Source organism: Deinococcus seoulensis (genome assembly GCF_014648115.1).
GTDB classification, from domain to species: Bacteria; Deinococcota; Deinococci; order Deinococcales; family Deinococcaceae; genus Deinococcus; species Deinococcus seoulensis.
Genome location: NZ_BMQM01000003.1, coordinates 138,588 through 157,280, shown reverse-complemented (window position 1 = coordinate 157,280; position 18,693 = coordinate 138,588). Strand labels below are relative to the sequence as shown.

Genomic DNA, 18,693 nt, shown 5'->3' with positions numbered 1-18,693 from the left:
CCTACTCGCTTTGCTCGGATTGAACGGCTCTGTAAGCCATTCAATCGGAGTCCATCTCAGAAGAAGTTGCCGATGCGGAAGTAGAACTTACCGGTGCCGGTCTGGGGGCTGAAGCCGTAATCGAAGCGCAGGCTGGGCAGCAGCGCCCCGCCGATGCCGAGGTTCAGCTGCACGCCGGCCCCGACGCCGTACTTCAGGTTGAAGTCGGTGTTGGTGGCGGTGGCGCTTCCCCAGGCGCTGCCGGCGTCCGCGAAGACCACGCCGTACAGGCCCTGCGCGATGCCGGAGTTCAGGCCGAAATCGTAGCGGTACTCGGCGCTGGCGGTCAGGTAGTTGGTGCCGAACAGTGCGCCGTCGTCCAGACCGCGGATCTGGCGGGCGGCGTTGGCGCTGCTGCCGCCGCCGATGGAGTAGCCGGTGCCGGTGGGGGCGGTGGCTCCGCCCAGGATGGTGCCGGCGTTGGCGCGCACGGCGAACACCTGCTGCTTGCTGGTGACGCCCAGGGATTTCTCCAGGGTGCGGCCCAGGCCGTAGTAGGTGCTGGCGCCGCCTTCCAGGTCGCCCCAGCGGACGTTCTCGTTGTTCTGACGGCCGAAGTTGTACCCGGCGGTCACGCCGGCGCGCACGCCGCTGTCGGGGAATTCGGGGTTGGTGGTGCTGTCGTAACTCAGGCCGGTGCTGACGCGGGTGGTCAGCGAGGAGTCCGGAACCAGCCCTTCCACGGACGCCTGATCGAAGGTGCGGGTCTGCTTGGTGCCGCTGGCGTCCGTGTACTCGACGACGTTTTCCTTGTCCTTCAGGGCCTCGAGGTAGTACGTGGAGTACCCGGTGCCCACGCTGACGCGGCCGTACAGGTTCTTCGCGAGGCTGCGCCCGGCGCTGACGCTGAAGGAGTTGCTGCGGGTGGTGTAGTCCCAGCCGGTGTCGGTCTTGGCGGGCGTGTCGGTGTCGGTGCTGATCAGGGGGTTGTTGCCGACCACGTTCGATCCGGCGCTGACGGACAGGCTGGTGGGGGTCTTGCGGAAGTCCAGGAAGTCCAGGTCCAGCCAGGGAATGGTGTACGAGACGTTCCCCACGAGGTTCTGCCCGGCGTCGTTCTGCACGCCGCCGACCGAGGCCGTGAAGTTGTGGCCCAGGCCGAACACGTTGCTGTTGGTGTACCCGGCGTCACCGCCGAAACCGCCGGCGAAGGAATCGTAGGTCAGGCCCAGCTGGACGGGAATGCCGGTGGTGGTCTCGGCGAGGCCCAGCACGTATGTGACGTTCTCGGGGTTGGCGGGGTCGCTGCGGACGCTCTGGGTGACCACGCGCACGAAGCCCAGGCGGCTGATGCGGCCCAGCGCGTCGTACAGTTCCTTCTGGTTGAAGGCCTTGCCGGTTTCGGGCAGTTCGCGCAGGATCACGCGGTCTTTGGTGTTGTGCTTGCCCTGCCACTGCAGTTCGTACCCGGCGACCTTGACCTCGCGGATGTTGAAGACCAGCGCGCCGTTCTCGAAGGTGATGGCGTCGCGGGTGCTGATCTCGTACCCGGCCTTGCGGTAGGCGTCACGCAGCGCCAGGAAGTCGTCCTGGGCCAGCTGGGGGCTGTACACGTCGCCGGTCTTGGTCTTCACGGCGGCCAGCAGGGTCGCGGTGGGGACCAGGGTGTTGCCCCGGACCTCGATGGACTGCACGGGGCCGCTGGCGACACCGGCCGAGCCGAACAGCACGGTCACCTGACCGGGGTTGGCCGGGTCGGGCTGGATGGCGAAACCGACGGGTTTGCCGGTCTGGTTGGCGAGGGTGCGCACGTCCGCCTGGAGGCTGGCGAGGCTGATGGGCTGCCCGGCAGCGGACTGGAGTTTCACGGCGGGGTCGCCGAGGTCGCTGAGGTCCACGGCGGCGATCCTGCCTTCGAGCGCGCGGACTTTCAGGACGCCGCCCTGGAGGGTGGTGGTCTGGGGGTTCACGCCGGCCTGGATGTACCCGGCGTCGTCGTACGCCTGCTGGAGTTGCTGCACGGCGGCGTAGTACGCGTCGGGCGTGAACTTGCGGGCGTCGTAGAGGGGTTTGAAGATGGCGGTGACGGTGCTGGCCGGGAGCAGCGTGACACCCTCGACCTCCACGCGGGTGATGGGCGCGGTCTCATCGACCATGAAGTTCACGGTGACGGTGCCGTCGGATTCGGTTTTCACGTCGGCGCTGATGCTGGGCGCGAACGGGTAGCCTTCGCCCTGGAAGTTGCTGGCGAGCGCGGTCTTGGCCTCGTCGATGCGCTGGGTGTTCAGGGTGGCGCCGGGCGCGATGTTCAGCAGGTCGCCCACGCTCTTCTTGAAGCCGTCGGCGGGCAGGAACGTCAGGCCGGTGACGGTCACGTCCTTGATGGTGGGGTTCGGGACGACCGTGATGACCAGGGTGTCCTTGCCGCCCACGCTGCGCAGTTCGGCGACGGCGCTCTTGAAGTACCCGCTGGCCACGACTTCCTGCTCGACCTGGCGCAGGTTGATGCTGGACAGAGGCGCGCCGGTCTGGGCACTGAGGGTGGCGCGGACAAAGTTGGCCAGCAGTTCGCTGGTTCCGACCACGGTCACGTCCTGCACGGTCCCGGCTGTCTGGGCGACGGCGGGCGCGGCGAGGAGGACGGTCACGGCGAGCGTCATGGGGTGTCGCATTCTTCTCCTAGTTTCGCACGGAACCCGGAAATCGCCCCCACCGGGAGAAGGGTTGGGGGCTGGGCGCGGCGAGCAACTCCGCTCACACTTGCCGCTGTGACCCTGAGAAGGGTGAAGGTTTCCTGCGGCCAGCTTGCGAAGGAGCGTTCCCCGGCCCTCCCGGTCCCGCCCTGCGCGGTCCGGCCGCCACCCCACGCGCGCCCCGGCCTGCGCTGAAACGCCGCGCGGACGGCCGGGCGCGGGGGCGCGCGGGCAGCCCCTTGAGCGGGCGGAGCACCTGAGTGAGAATGGGCGGCGTGATCGTTCATCAACCCAGGCCCGGCCGCGCCCCGGCGGCGCCTCTTCCCGCACAGGAGCGACCTTGAGCGTCCCGGCCGTCCTGGCCTCCATCCGCGAGGCCGAAGCGCAGGCGGGCCGCGCGCCCGGCAGCGCCCGGCTGGTCGCCGTGACCAAGGGGCAGGACCTGCCCAGCATCGAGGCGCACGTGCTGGCCCACGGCGCGTTCCCGCTGGGTGAGGGCCGCGCGCAGGAACTGCGGGACAAGGCGGCGCTGCGCCCGGACCTGGAATGGCATTACATCGGGACGCTGCAACGTAACAAGGTCAAGTACCTGCGGCCCGTGACGCTGGTGCACGGCATCGAGGCCGCGTGGCAGGCCGAGGCGATCGCGCAGGCCGCGCAGGGCTGGGGGCGCGCGCCGGACCTGCTGCTGCAACTGCATAACGGCGAGGCGCAGAAGCACGGCGTGGACGGGGCGGACCTGCCGGGCGTGCTGCGGCAGGTGCAGGCGACCGGCCTGACCGTGCGCGGCCTGATGGTCATGGCGCCCGACCACGCGGACCTGGACGACACGGACCTGGGCGCGGCGGAGCGGGAGGCGCGGCTGCTGGCCCTGTTCACGGACACGGCCCGGCGCGCCCACGACCTGGGTCTGTCAGAGTTGAGCATGGGCATGAGCGGGGATTACCCGCTGGCCGTTCGCGCAGGAGCCACCCTGGTCCGGGTGGGAAGGAGTCTGTTCTCGTGAAATTCACACCCCTAGACGTGCGTCATCAGGAATTCCCGACCCGCATGGGCGGGTACGACCGGGCCGCCGTGCGCGCGTTCCTGAATGACCTGTCCGACGATCTGGAAGCGCACCTGCAACAGCATCAGGCGCTGCGCGAGCAGATCACGGGACTGGAACGCCAGCTGGAAGAAGGCCGTCAGAACGAGGACGAGATCCGCCGGGCGGTCGTGGCGGCCGAACGCATCTCGCACGAACTGCGGGAGAACGCCGCGCGGGAATCCGACCTGATGATCGCGCAGGCGAGCCTGCAACGCGACTCGGTGGTGCGCGACGCCGAGGCCCGCCGCGCCGAACTGGAAAGCGGGCATCAGGCGCGGCTGGCGGCGCTGGAAGCCGCGTTCCGCAGCCGGTTCGCGGACCTGGAACGCGACCACCACCAGTTGACGCTGGAACGCGAGCGGGCGCAGGCCGAGCGGATCGCGGCGCTGGAACGGGCCTTCACGGAGCGGCACGCGGACCTGACCTCCCGCCTGACCGGGGCGCGGCAGGAGTACACGCAGTTCCTGAGCGGGTACCGGGCGCTGATGGCGTCGTTCTCGGAACTGTCCGGGCGGCACGTGCTGCCCGAGGACACGGCGCTGCCTGCGCCGTCACTGCCGCAGCACGCCACGCTGGAAGGCGCGGCCCTGCCGGACCTGACCGACGTGCGCCCCGACCCGACCCCGGACGCATCCCTGACGGCCGCGCCCACCGCCGACCCGGCCCTGCCGGACGCCTCCGCTGACACCGAATCCCGCACGGCCGCGCCGCCCGCGCAGCGGGACGTGATCCGGCACGCGCTGGTCGTGCCCGGCGCGGCCGTGAGCGAACCGCACAACCGCGAACCGCACGGCAGCGAACCGCACAGTGACGTGCAGGCGCGGCGGCAGGACGAACCGGACAGCACCGGTCCGCGCATCGAGGGGCAGCAGTTCCTGTGAGCGGGTGCCTGTGAGCGGGTGCCTGTGAGCGCTCTGCCCGCGCAGGTCCTGCCGACCTTCACGCTGCCGGTGTCGGACCCGGCGTTCGTGCGTGACCCGTACCCGTTGCTGGCGCAGTTGCGGGCGCAGACCCCGGCGTTCGTGGACCCCGGCATGAACCGCGTGGTCCTGACCCGCCACGCAGAGATCAGCGCCGTGCTGCGCGACCGTCGCTTCGGGCGCAGCGCCCTGCACCGCTACTCGCGCGACGAACTGGGCTGGCCGCGCCCGGACCCGGCGCAGGCGAACTTCGACGCGTTCAACAGTAACCACCTGCTCGACAGCGAACCGCCCAAGCACACGCGCCTGCGCTCGCTGGTGCAACTGGCGTTCACGCCCCGCCGCGTGGAGGCATTGCAGGGGCGCATCGAGGAACTCCTGACCGCGCAACTGCACGGCCTGCGCGAACAGGGATCGTTCGATCTGGTCAGCGCGTACGCCGAACCGCTACCCGTCACGGTCATCGCGGAACTGCTGGGCGTGCCGGAAGAACACCGCGCGCAGTTGCGCCCCTGGTCGGCGGCCATCGTGAAACTGTACGAACCGTCCGCCGGGGCGCCCGAGCAGGCGGCGGCCGAGCGGGCCGTGCTGGACTTCAGTGCGCTGCTGCGCGAACTGGCCGCCCAGAGGCGCGCCGAACCGCGCGACGACCTGATCACGGCGCTCGTGCAGGTCGAACAGGACGGCGACCGCCTGACCGCGCAGGAGTTGATCGACACCTGCATCCTGCTGCTGAACGCCGGGCACGAGGCCAGCGTGAACGGCCTGAGCGCCGGCGTGCAGGCCCTGCTGCGCGACCGGCAGCACTGGGAGACGCTGGTGCAGGCCGCGCCGCAAGAGGACAGCCTGCCGGTGTTCCGCCGCGCCGTCGAGGAACTGCTGCGTTTCGACACGCCCCTGCCGATGTTCGAGCGGATCGCGCTGGAACCCCTGACGCTGTGCGGCGCGCCCCTGAACCCCGGCGACCGCGTGAGCCTGCTGTACGCCAGCGGCAACCGCGACCCGCAGCGTTTCGACGCGCCGGACGAACTGCGCCTGGACCGCGACCCGAACCCGCACCTGACCTTCGGGCTGGGCATCCACTACTGCCTGGGCGCCCCACTGGCCCGCCTGGAACTCGCCATGAGCCTGCGCGCCCTGTGCCGCGCCCTGCCGGACCTGCACCTGGGCGGCCCGGACGCCGCGCAGTACACGGGCGGCTTCGTGATTCGCGGCCTGGACCGCCTGACCGTGCAGGTCACCCCACCGTGAACGCGGCTGTACCCACGGCAGCGGAGGTCACGGCGCCAGGGATAGAGGCGCGGTGGCCGGTCGGCGCGGTCCAGTCGGTCACGCCGCTGGGGGGCGGCAGCGTGAACGCCGCGTACCGCGTGCAGGCGCAGGCCGGAGCCTTTCACCTGCGGGTGTACCGCGACCCGCGCCTGGACCGGGCGCGGCGGGAACACGCGGCCGTGCGGGTGGCCCGTGCCGCCGGGATTCCCACGCCGCGCGTCCTGCCCACCCACGCGGGTGACACCGTGACCGACCTGGGTGGCCGCTGGGCGGCCCTGTTCGAGGTGGCTCCCGGTGCGCCCATTCCGCGCGCCCGCCTCACCCCCGCCCACGCAGGGTCGCTGGGCGCGTTCCTGGCCGATCTGCACGGACGACTGCCACGCAGCGTGGACTTTCCCGTGTCGGTGCTCGGCCCGCCCGCCAGCGCCGGGGCCACCCGGCAGGAGTTACGGCAGGTCGAGGCAGCCATCCTGGCCCTCCCCCACCCGGACGAGGTGGACGGCTGGGCACTGGCCCGCACCCGCCAGCGCCTGACGCACCTGCGTTTCGCGCCAGACGACACCCCGGTGGCCGACCACCTGCCCCGGCGTTTCCTGCACGGCGACTACCACGACGGGAACGTGTTCTTCCTGGGGGAGCGTCCGGCGGCGATCATCGACTGGGAGCAGCCCCGCCTCGCCCCGCGCGCCTGGGAGATCGTGCGCGCCCTGCATTTCTGCTTCGCGCTGGACACCGTGCTGGGGGCCGCGTTCCTGCGGGCCTACCGGGCGCACCAGCCGCTGGCGGCAGACGAACTGCGTGCCGGGGCAGAGCTGTACGGCGCGCTTCAGGAACGCAACGTCTGGACGTACCGCAGCGTGTACCTGGAGGGAAACCCGGCGCCGCGTGCGTTCATCCGTCCGCCGCCGTACCGTCCGTTTCCGGCGTTGTGGCAGGAGGCCGGGCTGCGCTGACCAGCCTGGCGAACGGTTCCCACCACGCCGCTGCCAGCGAGCCGCGCTGCGCCTGCGCGTGGGCGTCTTCGGGGCGGTCCAGGGCCAGCAGGGCCAGCACGCGCGCCGGACTGCCCGGTTCGCTGCGGTCCAGGGCCTTGGCGGCGGTCGCGGCGGCCTTGCGGGCGTTCAGGGGTTTCTGCGCGTGCGCCAGGACGGCCAGCAGGTGCGGGTCGGCGGGCTGGCCGGTCATCTCGGCGACCTTCAGGCCCTCGGCCAGGGTGCGCAGGGCCTCGTGCTGCGCGCCTGCCCGCAGGTGATGCTCGGCCAGCAGGGTCGCGGCGACCACCAGCGCCCCACCGTCCCCGTCGGCGCGGGCCAGGGTGCGGGCGTGGGTGGCCTGCGCCAGTGCGTCGAGCGCGCCGCCTTGCAGGGCCGCGCGGGCGCGCAGCAGGGCCGGACGGGCGGTGTCCGGCAGACCACCCAGGGTACCCAGCGCGGCGTCCGGGCGGCCCAGGCGCAGGTGCGCGGCGGCCAGCAGCAGCGGTTCATCTGTCCATTCCAGGGTCAGGTGCGGGCGGCCCAGCGCGAGGGCGCGCGCCGCCGCCTGCGCACCCCGCGAGGATGGCAGGGCCGCCAGGACCGCGCGGGCCTGCGCCTCACCGAGGTTCAGGGCCATGTCCAGGTTCAGTGCCGCGTCTAGGCTCAGGGCCGTGTCCAGCGTGCGGGTTTCCTCGGCGGTCAGGGCGGCGGGCAGGTCCGTCATGCGCGGCAGTATTTCACGCCATGCACAACAGACGCTGCTGTCACGCTGCGGCGGGCAGTCCCGGTGGATCGCCAGAAGAAGGGTTCAGCAGGGGATGGTCAGTCGGTGGGGTTCAGGCACTCAGGGCAAGGTCAAGACCCAGGAAACGCCACAGCAGGCGCCGGGGCACGCGCAGACCGCTGGGATGCTCGACGGCACCCAGGCGGCCGTCGCGGATCCAGCGGCGGACCGTGCGTTCGTGCGTTCCTGTGAACTCAGCGACCTCGCTGACCTTGAGAAACTTGGGCATGTTCTGGTACTGGTCGGATAAGGTCATGGCGGGCCTCCTCAAACGAAGTCTCAAACGAAGTAGGGTGCGGCGCAGCGACGTAACGCAAAGTGGGGCCACCACACGGCAGCCCCACACACAGCACCCTCAGTTTTCAGCACACGGCGAGTCTCACTCGCGCCGCCCGGCCCGCCGCACCAGAGGAGCGGGGAGGGGTGGGGGACGGTCACTCGTTTCAACTTGCGAAGAAGGTATCACACGGGCGGTCAGGGGCAGGTCAAGATTTCCTTGCGTTGTTCCTCAGACAGTACCGCCCGCCGCTTTGGCCGGACGCAGCGGCACAGCGGTGGGCCGGTGCGGACATGCCCGGAGGAACCGGGGCGGGGCGCGCTACAGTCGGGCCTGATGAGTCTCCTGTCGCAACTGTCTGGCACGTTCGTGAACGTCGGCGCGGTCCTGCTGGGCACCCTGCTGGGCCTGACCATCGGCGCGCGCCTGCCCGAACGCACGCAGCGCACGCTGCTGCAGACGCTCAGTCTGGTCACGCTGTTCATCGCGCTGGACATGGCAGGCAGCCTGAACAGCGTGATGGGCGGCCGCATTCCGGGCGTGATCCTGGCGCTGATCAGCCTCGCGGCGGGCGCCGTGATCGGCGAGGCGCTGGGCATCGAGGAGGCGCTGGGCCGCCTGGGCGACCGTCTGAAACGTCAGTTCCGGGGCGGTGGGCGCTTCACGGAAGGGTTCGTGGCGGCCAGCCTGCTGTTCTGCATCGGCCCGATGACCGTCATCGGCGGCCTTCAGAACGGCCTGACCGGCGACAGCAGCACCTACGTGCTGAAAAGCACCCTGGACGGCATCGCGGCCCTGGCGCTGGCCGGTGCGTACGGGATCGGGGTGGGGTTCAGTGCCGTGACGGTCCTGCTGATTCAGGGTGGCCTGAGCCTCGCGGCCGGGAGTTTCGCGGCGGGCCTGCTGGGCGGCGCGGACCCCGCCATCCTGAAAACCAACCCGTACGTGCTGCTGATCACGGGCGCCGGGGGCCTGACCATCATCGGCATCAGCTGGAACCTGATGCTGGCCGGACTGGGCATGGAAGACCGCCGCGTGCGCGTGGGCAGCCTGCTCCCGGCGCTGCTGCTGGCCCCGCTGGCCCTGTGGGCCGCGACCCGCCTGACCGGCTGACCGGTCACCCTCCGGCGCGCCGGAGTTGCTCGCGCCACCAGTCGCGGATCAACTGACGGAACAGGCCGTACTCGGCTCCCAGCAGCAGGCGCACCTTGCGGTCCTTCTCGGCGCGCATGGCGGCCAGTTTCGCCTGCGTGGCCGGCGTGGCGGCGCCCTGCACGTACAGCGTTTCGCTGCCTGCCAGTCGCTGCAATTCCCGGACCTGCGCCACGGTCAGGTCCAGCGCCGCGATCAGCCGCTGCGCGTCGGCCTGTCCGGCGGGCAGCCGGAACAGGCGCGTCAGGACCAGGGCGTCGGGCCAGGGGTCAGGCAACGGGGCGGGCCGTGCCTGCGCCGCCTGAATGCCCTGTACGGGTCCGTTCAGTGCGGGCCAGTCCTGCGCAGGCCAGTTCTGTGCGGGCCAGTCCTGGGCTGGCCGTTCCGGTGCGGCGGCCCGCGCGCCTCCTGTCAGGCCGCCCAGGCACAGCGCGGCCGCGCAGGCAGGAACAGACAGTGGAATTGCGGCGCGGCGCACGGACATACCCCAGCGTACCCCCGCGCAGCGACCGCAGCGGAACGGCCGAACCCGCCCGGCCCAGCAGCCACGCCCGGCCCTGCTGAATGGGTCGTCAGGGGCGGCTCATGGGAGGCACAGGCGCCGTCCTTTTCTTCAGGTGACCTTCGGAAATCCTTTCAGGACGGCTTTTTCTTCAGGCGTGGGTCAGTTTCACGGCTTACGGTGGGGTCAACCACAGAGCCGACAGGCCACAGCCAGACGACCCACAGTCAGACGACCACGTCCCCTCAGCCCTCAAGGAGGCACCACCATGCGCACCGACCGCAACAGCACCGCCCTGAACGAATCCCTGAACGAATCCACCGCCGACACCCGCCGTTTCCCGTCCGCCGCACTGCGCGCCACGCTGATCGTCTCGGCGCTGCTGGGCGCAGGCAGCGTCGCCTCGGCCAGCCCCGCCAAAATCAGCGCGCAGAGCATCATCGTGAACCCGGTCGAGACGGACCTGGACGTGCAGGTGTGGGTGAACCGCGACGCGAACGGCCAGGGCAACCCGGTGTACCGCAAGGGCGAGCAGCTCAGCGTGGGCCTGAAAACCAACCGGGACGCCTTCGTGTACCTGTTCAACGTGAACGCCAACGGTCAGATCGACCTGTTCTTCCCGAACACCTACGAGGAAAGCAACTTCGTGCAGGCCGGCGTGACCCGCGTGTTCCCGTCGCAGGGCGCGAAGTACACCTTCACGGTCGGCGGCCCGAACGGTCAGGACCGCCTGCTGGCCCTGGCGAGCACCAAGGAACTCGACCTGAACGACATTGCCCGGTTTGCGGAGAACCAGGGTTTCGCGCAGGTGAAGGTCGAGGGGCAGGAGAACCTGGCCCGCGCCCTGAGCATCGTCGTGAACCCCCTGCCCGCCGACGGCTGGACGACGGACGTCGTGACCTTCCGCGTGGGCAACCCGCCCGCGCAGGGTCAGCAGCCCACCCCGCGCCCGCCCCAGCAGCCCACCACGCCGCCCGCCCAGTCGGCTCAGATCAGCGCGGGCGAACGGCAGGACGGCAGCCGCGATCAGGCCATGGTCGACGCGTACGCCCGCCTGAAAGGCAGCGAGACGCTGGGCGAGGCGACCAGTTACGTCAGCACCTGGAGTAACGGCGCGTGGCAGAAGTTCAGCGGGGTCGGCTCGTACGGCGACGCGGTCCTGCTGCACGCCAACGGTAGCAGCCGATCGTACGCCGTGCACGGCATGCTGCTCGAACGCTACCTGAGTCTCGCCAACGCCGAGAGTAACGGCGCGCGTCCCCCCAGCCGACTGGGCTGGGCCGCCGGTGACGAGAAGGTCATTCCGCGCAACACCTACGGCACCAGCGGCCTGTACGGGTTCTTCCAGAACGGCGCGCTGTACGGCACCGAGAAGTACGGCACGTTCTGGCTGACGGGCGCCGTCCTGAAAAGCTACCAGGGGCTGGGCGGCAGCGGGTCGTTCCTGGGCTTCCCCACCCGCGACCAGTACCAGATCAGCGGCGCCTGGGCAGCGGACTTCGAGGGCGGCACCATCCGCACCGTGAACGGCAAGATCAAGATCTACCGCAAGTAAGGCGGACAACTGCCTGCCCGTTCAGCGACCCGGTACACCACCGGGTTGCTGTTTCCGTGTCCGGCTCCACGCGCATGGGAGCAGGGTGGACCCGTGGGGCAGGCATGGGGTGACGTGCTCATGCCCAACTTCAACCCCTGAGATCGCCCTGCTGAGCAGTTAACGACGAACTCCGACGGATACGGACTCCGCTTGAATAGCTCACAGAGCCGCTGGGTCCGAGCGGACGCGAGCAGGAGAGAACGGGCAGGAGGGAGACAGACGGAGCCCGTATGAGGCCCGTGAACGGGGTGTTCAGGTGCGGGTCAGGCAGCGAGGGTACTCTGACGCCACCCCAACAGGTTAATACCAATTAGCTGGCTGTTGGGCACCACGCGTTCGATCCGGGGACACGCTCACCTGCACCCTCGCCGCCCCCCGGCCTCCACCGCAACCCCGCAGGCGCCGCACTGTGCGCGGCCCCCGGCGGGTCCCAATCCGCCTCACGTCTTCAGGGAGCGGCGCACCCCCCACCAGCGGGAGTGCGCCGCGCATACGTCGGCCCTGAAATGAGCCCCCGATACGGACTGCCGTTTTGCTCCCACTCGCTCTGCTGCGCAGCTCTCCGAGTCCGTTCGGACCCAGCGGCTCTGCACGCTATTCAAGCGGAGTCCATACGCGATCAACCGGGTTCAGCTGAGTTTCGCCTTGAACTCCTCGTACCCGAAGGACTTCACGCACTCGTACGACCCGTCCAGGTGCAGAATCCCGATATCCGGGTGCTTCACGCCGTTGAAGAAGGTCGTTTTGACCATCGTGTAGTGAATCATGTCGTCGAACACCACGCGGTCCCCCACCGACAGGGGCCGGTCGAACACGTACTCGCCGACCACGTCGCCCGCCAGGCAGGTCGTCCCGCCGATCAGGTACGGGTGGCCGCCCGCGCCCTCACTCGTCTCGCGGTGATGATCGAGTTCCGGCGGGTCGCCCGCGCCCAGAATGCGCGGCCGGTACGGCATTTCCAGCACGTCCGGCATGTGCGCCGACACGCTGATGTCCAGCAGCAGGGCGTCTTTCACGTTATGCACCACGTCCAGCACGCTGCTCACCAGCCACCCGGTCTGCCAGCCGAACGCACTGCCGGGCTCCAGAATCACGTGCACGCCCCACCGCTCGCGGAACGCGCGGACCACGCGGATCAGGCGCGGGATGTCGTACCCCTCGCGGGTCATCAGGTGCCCACCGCCGAAGTTCACCCACTTCACCTGCGACAGCACGTCCCCGAAGTTGCGTTCCAGCACTTCCAGCGTGCGCTCCAGCGTGTCGCTGTCCTTCTCGCACAGCGTGTGGAAGTGCAGACCGTCCACGCCGTCCATCAGGTCCATGCGGAACTCCCGGCGCGTGACGCCCAGACGGGAAAACGGCCCGGCCGGGTTGTACAGGTCGGTTTCGACCTCGGCGTACTCCGGGTTCACGCGGATGCCCACGTGCACCGTCCGGCCCGCCTCGCGCGCCGCCACCACCTGCGGTTTAAAGCGCTCCCACTGACTGAACGAGTTGAACACCAGATGATCCGCCAGCGCCAGGATCGCCGGGAACTCCGAGTCGCTGTACGCCGGGGCGTACACGTGCACCTCGCCCTGCATCTCCTCGCGGGCCAGACGCGCCTCGTTCAGACTGCTGGCCGTCGCGCCCGTGATCCCGTACTCACGCAACACCGGGAACGCCGACCACATCGAGAAACCCTTGAATGCCACGATAATCTGCGCGCCACTCTCCCGCTGCACATGCGAGATCAGGGCCAGATTCCGGCGCAGGCGGGACTCGTCCAGCACGAACGCCGGACTGGGAATCGCCGACCAGTCCACGGAATCCACGGGCGTCACGGCAGGCAGGGCAAAATCAAGTACAGTCACGCCCCACAGCCTACCCGCTGCGAGGCCCACCGAAGGTCAGCGGGCGTTCAGTGATGCCCGAAGAGGGCTGCGAGCAACCGCAGACCTGCCAGCACCAGCATGACCTTCCACCAGCCGTCCCACCAGTGACTCCGCGCAGCCGCAGGTTTCTGAACGGAGGGCGCCAGCCGGGTCGCCTGATCCGCGTTCCATTCCTGCTCGGCGGTGTCGTTCAGGAGATGTCGCGCGGGTTCGTGATCGACGGCGACGGCACGTTCGAGCAGGTGCCGGGCGTAATCCAGGCTCGACTGGAGCGGTGGGGTATCCACGGGACGCAGGACGCCATCACCGCCCAGTTCGACCTTCCCGGCGCGCAGCTGTTGTGCGAGTTCCACGCGGGCGTCGTTATTCCCCCCGTCTGCGGCGCGGTGCAGGTACTTGAACCGCTGACGTGCCGTCAGGTTGAACTGCTGCTGATACGCGGGGAAGTCCTGGTAGACCCGCCAGCTCATGTCTCCGCTGAGCAGGTCGGCCGCTTTCAGGATGTCGCCGCGCACCTCGGTATCTGATATCGAGGGCCCGGCGGCGTATACGATCTCCTCAGCAGCCTCCGTGTGACCCTGATCGCGCGCCACCCGCAGCGCAGGCAACGGGTCCGGCAGCTTCCAGGTCGGGTGCCTGTGGCGAAGACGGGCAACACTCACGGCTCCTTGCGCGTCACCCTGGTGAAGTTCCCGCGCGATGAGCGTATGCAGCGCAGGCAGTTGCGGTTGAATCCATGAACCGGCTTTGGCCAGGGCCCAGTAGAAGTTCCCGCTGAGACTTACCGCCGGGTCCTGTTCAGCCGCCGTCAGGAACCGGCGTAGAGCTGCGAGGCGCGCCGGTCCCGGAGACGCAGCGTTCGTCAGTGCGATGAACAACTGCTCTGCTTTCGGCGGGTACAGATCGGCGGCCAGACTGGCCCGTTCAATGGCACGGTCCGGATCCCGCGCAAAATGCTGCGCGTGGTGCGCCACGTGACTGTGGAATTCCGCCCAGAGGCGCTGCATGTCGGTCTGGCCGAGTTGTCCAGCGTCCTGTTGCTGGCGGACGAAGGTCAGCATGTGTTCCTCGCTGCCGCCCCACTCGGTACGCAGGTGCAGCAGCATGACGCGCCGCAGGGCGACACTGCCTGGATTGTCCGCGACGCCGCGCGTGAACCAGTCCGGGTACTGCTGCGTCTGCACGTCGTGCAGGCTCAGCTGGCAGCCGCGCGTGTTGCTGGCCAGTCCGATGACGTTCCAGGCGGCCAGGGGGTTGTCGGTGAGGGTGGCGGCGTGGCGGGCGCAGCCGTCCGTCTGGGTCAGGAAGTGGTCCAGGGAACGCCAGCCCTGGTCGCTGACGCGGTTGGAGGTATGGCCGCCGCGCGCTTCCCAGCCGCGTCCCAGGAACCAGTTTGCCAGCGCGACGTGCGGGGCGTACGTGCCGGGGTGCGTTTCGGTCCATTTCTGGAAGCCGTCGCTCAGGGTCAGGTCGGAGGTCTGGAAGGGCTGGAAGGCGCGCAGCAGGTCGCGTTCGTGCAGTTTCCCGGCCTCGAACTGCGCCTGCAGGTCGCTCAGGTGGGTGTGCAGGGGGTCGATGTCGCCGCTGCGCAGCAGGTTCAGGAGGTCCGGGCCGTTCATGCGGCGTTCATGTTAGGGCTCGCCCCATGGTCTGCCAAGCGAATCTGCCCGCACCACCGGCGGGGTGGGCGGGCAGGAACGGCGCCGGGCAGAGGCGCGGAACGGGACGGGGTTACCCGGCGATGAATTTCAGGGTCTGCTCGGGCGTGCTGTCGTCGCGGGTCAGGGTGGGGACGATGGTGCTGGTGCTCAGGCCGGCGGCGTAGCGCACGTCCTCGCCCAGGCCCAGGCGGCTGAGGTGCTGGCCGTGACCGCTGCTGCCCAGCGCTTCCAGGGGATTGCCGCCGTTGCGGCGCACGGTCAGGGCGATGCGGGCGCCGTCGTCGATGCTGAATTCACCCATGGCGAGCAGGTACTCGGCGAGCACGCCGGCGGCGTACACGTCTTCCAGGCCGACGTGGTTGTCGGTTCCGGCGCAGACGATGGCGATCTCCTCGGTGGCGGCGGCGCGGGCGCGGCGGGCGGCGGCGTGCGCGTTCGTCAGGGATGCCAGGAACACGTGCTTGCCGCTCTGCGCGGCGGTGTGGGCGGCGCCGGTGCCGTTGGTGGTGTTCATGACGACCGTCTTGCCGGTGAAGTTCTGCCCGGCGGCCTCGGCGGGGCTGTTGCCGAAGTCGAAGCCGGGGATGGGCAGGCCGCCGCGTTCCCCGCCGAGCAGGTAGGGGGTGCTTTCTCCTTCGGGACGCAGGGCGAGGGCGACGTCGGGGGTGGAGGTCAGCAGCAGGGCCTGCGCGCCGCGTTCGAGGTACGCGACGGCGGTGGTGGTGGCGCGCAGCACGTCGATGATGATGACGACATCCGGGTAGTTGCCGTGTGGGAGAAGGTCGACGCGGAGCCGCATGTTATTTCAGGGCCTCGCGCAGGCGTTCCAGTCCGGCCTGGGCGCCGTCCCTGCCGAACACGGCGCTTCCGGCGACGAGGTTGCTGGCCCCGGCGTTCACGACGGCGCGGGCGTTGGTGGGGCCAACGCCGCCGTCGACCTGTAACTCGGCGGCGCTGCCGGTCTCGTCGAGCCAGCGGCGGACGGTGCGGATGCGCTCGAGGCTGTGCGGGATGAATTTCTGGCCGCCGAAGCCGGGGTTGACGCTCATGATCAGGATCAGGTCCACGTCGTGCAGCAGGGGTTGCAGGGTTTCGAGGGGCGTGCCGGGGTTGAGGGTCACGCCGGCTTTCTTGCCGAGTTCGCGGATCTGCTGCACGGCCCGGTGGATGTGAGGGGTACTTTCGACATGGACGGTCAGGCCGTCGGCTCCGGCGTCCGCGAAGTCTTTCAGATAGCGTTCGGGGCGGTCGATCATCAGGTGAACGTCCATGAACAGGGGGCTGGCGGCGCGGGCGGCGGCGAGGATGGGCAGGCCGAAGGAGATGTTCGGGACGAACTGGCCGTCCATGACGTCCACGTGTGCCCAGTCGGCTCCGGCGATGGCGTTCAGTTCCTCGCCGAGGCGGCTGAAGTCGCTGGCGAGGATGCTCGGCGCGAGTTTCACGCGTCTGGAGGAATCGGGTTCGGCAGTCACGCCCGGTAGTCTAACATTGCATGCGTTACGTCAGGAACAGATGGTCGCCTCTGCTATTACAGATGAGCTGAATTCATGGGTGCGTGGTGGGGCGCTGCACCCTGTCACGCCTGCGGGAACGCCGCGTCCCGCGGGCCTAACGTGCGTTTGAGTGCGTGGCATGATGGGCGCATCAAGTCGTTTCACTTCCGGAGTGCGCGGCCCGCGCCCCTCACTCCGCCTCTCCTGACCCGCCGGAGGTCCACTGCATGACCCAACCCACGACCCCCCAGGCCGCCGACCTGAACGCCTGGAAAACCCTGGCCCGCAAGGACCTGCGCGGCGCGGAGCCCGGCACGCTGAACCGCGTGACGCCCGAGGGCCTGACCCTGAAAGCCCTGTACACCCGCGAGGACACCGAGGGCCTGGACGCCGACACCCTGCCGGGCCTGCCGCCCTTCACGCGCGGCCCGAGGGCCACCATGTACGCCGCGCGTCCCTGGACGATCCGGCAGTACGCGGGCTTCAGTACCGCCGAGGCCAGCAACGCCTTCTACCGCCGCAACCTCGCCGCCGGGCAGAAGGGCCTGTCGGTGGCCTTCGACCTCGCCACGCACCGCGGGTACGACAGCGACCACCCGCGCGTGGTGGGCGACGTGGGCAAGGCCGGGGTCGCCATCGACAGCGTCGAGGACATGAAGGTGCTGTTCGACGGCATCCCGCTGAGCGAGATGTCGGTGTCCATGACCATGAACGGCGCGGTCCTGCCGATCCTGGCGGGGTACATCGTGGCGGGGCTGGAGCAGGGCGCGACCCTCGATCAGCTGTCCGGGACCATCCAGAACGACATTCTGAAAGAGTTCATGGTCCGCAACACGTACATCTACCCTCCGGCGCCCAGCATGCGGATCATCGCGGACATCATCGAGTTCACGGCGCAGCAGATGCCGCGCTTCAACTCGATCAGTATTTCCGGGTACCACATTCAGGAGGCCGGGGCGAACGCCGCGCTGGAACTCGCGTACACCCTCGCGGACGGGCTGGAGTACGTGAAGGCCGCGCTCGGGAAGGGCCTGCACATCGACGAGTTCGCGCCGCGCCTGAGTTTCTTCTTCGGGATCGGCATGAACTTCTACACCGAGGTCGCCAAGCTCCGCGCCGCCCGCCTGCTCTGGAGCGAACTCATGGCGCCCTTCGAACCGAGGAATCCCATGAGCCGCGCGCTGCGCACCCACTGCCAGACGAGCGGCTGGAGCCTGACCGAGCAGGACCCGTACAACAACGTCATCCGCACGACCGTCGAGGCGATGGCGGCCGTGTTCGGCGGGACGCAGAGCCTCCACACGAACTCCTTCGACGAGGCCATCGGCCTCCCCACCGACTTCAGCGCCCGCATCGCACGGAACACCCAGCTGGTGATTCAGGAGGAGACGGGCATCCCGCACGTCGTGGACCCGTGGGGCGGCAGTTACCTGATGGAACGCCTCACGCACGACCTCGCGGAGAAGGCGCGGGAACTGATGCGCGAGGTCGAGGAACTGGGCGGCATGGCGAAAGCCATCGAGAGCGGCGTGCCGAAACTGCGCATCGAGGAATCCGCGGCGCGCAAACAGGCCCGCATCGACCGGGGCGAGGACGTGATCGTCGGCGTGAACAAGTACCGCCCGGCCGAGGCGACCAGCGTGGACGTGCTGGACATCGACAACGCCGCCGTGCGCGACTCGCAGATCGCCCGCCTGAACCACGTGAAGGCCAGCCGCGACAATGCCGCCGTCCAGGCCGCGCTGGACGCCCTGGAACACGCCGCCCGCAGCGGGTCAGGCAATCTGCTGGCCCTGAGTGTGACCGCGATGCAGGCCCGCTGCACCGTCGGCGAGGTCAGCGACGCCCTGGAACGCGCCTGGGGCCGCCACGCCGCCGAGATCCGCACCCTGAGTGGCGTGTACGCCGCCGGGTACGACGGTGACGAGGGCTTCGCCGCCCTGCAGGGCGAGATCGAGGCCTTTGCCGAGGCCGAGGGCCGCCGCCCCCGCATCCTCGTCGTGAAGATGGGACAGGACGGCCACGACCGCGGCGCGAAGGTCATCGCCACCGGCTTCGCCGACCTGGGCTTCGACGTGGACGTCGGCCCCCTCTTCCAGACGCCCGACGAGGCCGCGCGGCAGGCCATCGAGAACGACGTGCACGTCGTCGGCGTGAGCAGTCAGGCCGCCGGGCACAAGACCCTCGTCCCGCAGCTGATCGCCGCGCTGCGCGAACAGGGCGCCGGGGACATCCTCGTCGTCGTGGGCGGCGTCATCCCACAACAGGACTACCCCGCCCTGCGCGAGGCGGGCGCGGCGGGCATCTTCGGCCCCGGCACGCCCATCCTCAGCAGCGCCCGCGAAGTACTGAACCTCCTGCGGGCGCGCGAGCAGGCGTGAACGCAACCCTGGCCCCCTCCTCCGCGTACCTGCCCGCATGCTGA

The 18,693-nt window shown here is 69.5% G+C and carries 15 protein-coding genes; 7 read left to right on the top strand and 8 right to left on the bottom strand.

The window, feature by feature from the left end:
- Positions 1–56 precede the first annotated feature (56 nt).
- Positions 57–2,639, bottom strand: coding sequence for an outer membrane protein assembly factor BamA (bamA, locus tag IEY70_RS04090; protein WP_308425506.1), 2,583 nt, complete (start codon positions 2,637–2,639; stop codon positions 57–59).
- A gap of 373 nt (positions 2,640–3,012) precedes the next feature.
- Here bamA and IEY70_RS04085 point away from each other — a divergent pair, with 373 nt between their 5' ends.
- From IEY70_RS04085 to IEY70_RS04070, 4 genes are read left to right on the top strand one after another with little or no spacing between them, the layout of a single operon-like run.
- Positions 3,013–3,678, top strand: coding sequence for a YggS family pyridoxal phosphate enzyme (locus IEY70_RS04085; protein WP_189063721.1), 666 nt, complete (start codon positions 3,013–3,015; stop codon positions 3,676–3,678).
- Positions 3,675–4,640, top strand: coding sequence for a DivIVA domain-containing protein (locus IEY70_RS04080; RefSeq protein ID WP_189063720.1), 966 nt, complete (start codon positions 3,675–3,677; stop codon positions 4,638–4,640). Before IEY70_RS04085 ends, IEY70_RS04080 begins: the two co-directional genes overlap by 4 nt.
- Before the next feature lie 33 nt (positions 4,641–4,673).
- Positions 4,674–5,930 (top strand): cytochrome P450, encoded by a 1,257-nt coding sequence (locus tag IEY70_RS04075; protein WP_373290745.1) that lies wholly within the window; start codon positions 4,674–4,676, stop codon positions 5,928–5,930.
- The gene (locus IEY70_RS04070) at positions 5,927–6,904 is read left to right on the top strand and encodes a phosphotransferase (RefSeq protein ID WP_189063719.1); all 978 of its coding nucleotides are present in this window, start codon (positions 5,927–5,929) and stop codon (positions 6,902–6,904) included. The genes IEY70_RS04075 and IEY70_RS04070 overlap by 4 nt, the downstream gene beginning before the upstream one ends.
- Here the strand turns inward: IEY70_RS04070 and IEY70_RS04065 are convergent.
- Both IEY70_RS04065 and IEY70_RS04060 read right to left on the bottom strand, forming a co-directional pair.
- Positions 6,843–7,649 (bottom strand): hypothetical protein, encoded by an 807-nt coding sequence (locus IEY70_RS04065; protein WP_189063718.1) that lies wholly within the window; start codon positions 7,647–7,649, stop codon positions 6,843–6,845. The two genes, IEY70_RS04070 and IEY70_RS04065, sit on opposite strands and share 62 nt — an antisense overlap.
- Before the next feature lie 112 nt (positions 7,650–7,761).
- Positions 7,762–7,965 carry a helix-turn-helix domain-containing protein gene (locus IEY70_RS04060; protein ID WP_189063717.1) on the bottom strand — a complete coding sequence of 68 codons (204 nt, stop codon included), beginning with the start codon at positions 7,963–7,965 and terminating at the stop codon, positions 7,762–7,764.
- Positions 7,966–8,322: 357 nt separating this feature from the next.
- Here IEY70_RS04060 and IEY70_RS04055 point away from each other — a divergent pair, with 357 nt between their 5' ends.
- Positions 8,323–9,099, top strand: a complete 777-nt coding sequence (locus IEY70_RS04055) for a DUF554 domain-containing protein (protein WP_189063716.1) — start codon at positions 8,323–8,325, stop codon at positions 9,097–9,099.
- 4 nt (positions 9,100–9,103) lie between these two features.
- On the opposite strand, the gene IEY70_RS04050 is transcribed toward IEY70_RS04055, so the two are convergent.
- Positions 9,104–9,616 (bottom strand): hypothetical protein, encoded by a 513-nt coding sequence (locus tag IEY70_RS04050; protein ID WP_229777607.1) that lies wholly within the window; start codon positions 9,614–9,616, stop codon positions 9,104–9,106.
- Between the two features lie 292 nt (positions 9,617–9,908).
- Here IEY70_RS04050 and IEY70_RS04045 point away from each other — a divergent pair, with 292 nt between their 5' ends.
- On the top strand, positions 9,909–11,195 hold the full coding sequence (locus IEY70_RS04045) for a DUF4384 domain-containing protein (RefSeq protein WP_189063715.1): 1,287 nt from the start codon (positions 9,909–9,911) through the stop codon (positions 11,193–11,195).
- A gap of 671 nt (positions 11,196–11,866) precedes the next feature.
- Here the strand turns inward: IEY70_RS04045 and nspC are convergent.
- The 4 genes from nspC to rpe form a co-directional block, all read right to left on the bottom strand.
- A complete protein-coding gene (gene nspC / locus IEY70_RS04040; protein WP_189063714.1) occupies positions 11,867–13,090 on the bottom strand; it encodes a carboxynorspermidine decarboxylase in 1,224 nt (407 codons plus the stop codon).
- 47 nt (positions 13,091–13,137) lie between these two features.
- A complete protein-coding gene (locus IEY70_RS04035) occupies positions 13,138–14,730 on the bottom strand; it encodes a hypothetical protein (RefSeq protein ID WP_189063713.1) in 1,593 nt (530 codons plus the stop codon).
- Between the two features lie 112 nt (positions 14,731–14,842).
- Positions 14,843–15,571 carry a 2-phosphosulfolactate phosphatase gene (locus tag IEY70_RS04030; RefSeq protein WP_189063712.1) on the bottom strand — a complete coding sequence of 243 codons (729 nt, stop codon included), beginning with the start codon at positions 15,569–15,571 and terminating at the stop codon, positions 14,843–14,845.
- Position 15,572: 1 nt separating this feature from the next.
- On the bottom strand, positions 15,573–16,247 hold the full coding sequence (rpe, locus tag IEY70_RS04025) for a ribulose-phosphate 3-epimerase (RefSeq protein WP_229777606.1): 675 nt from the start codon (positions 16,245–16,247) through the stop codon (positions 15,573–15,575).
- 248 nt (positions 16,248–16,495) lie between these two features.
- On the opposite strand from rpe, the gene scpA reads away from it, so the two are divergent.
- Entirely contained in the window at positions 16,496–18,649 is a 2,154-nt protein-coding gene (gene scpA / locus IEY70_RS04020; RefSeq protein WP_189063711.1) for a methylmalonyl-CoA mutase, read from the top strand.
- Positions 18,650–18,693: the final 44 nt, after the last annotated feature.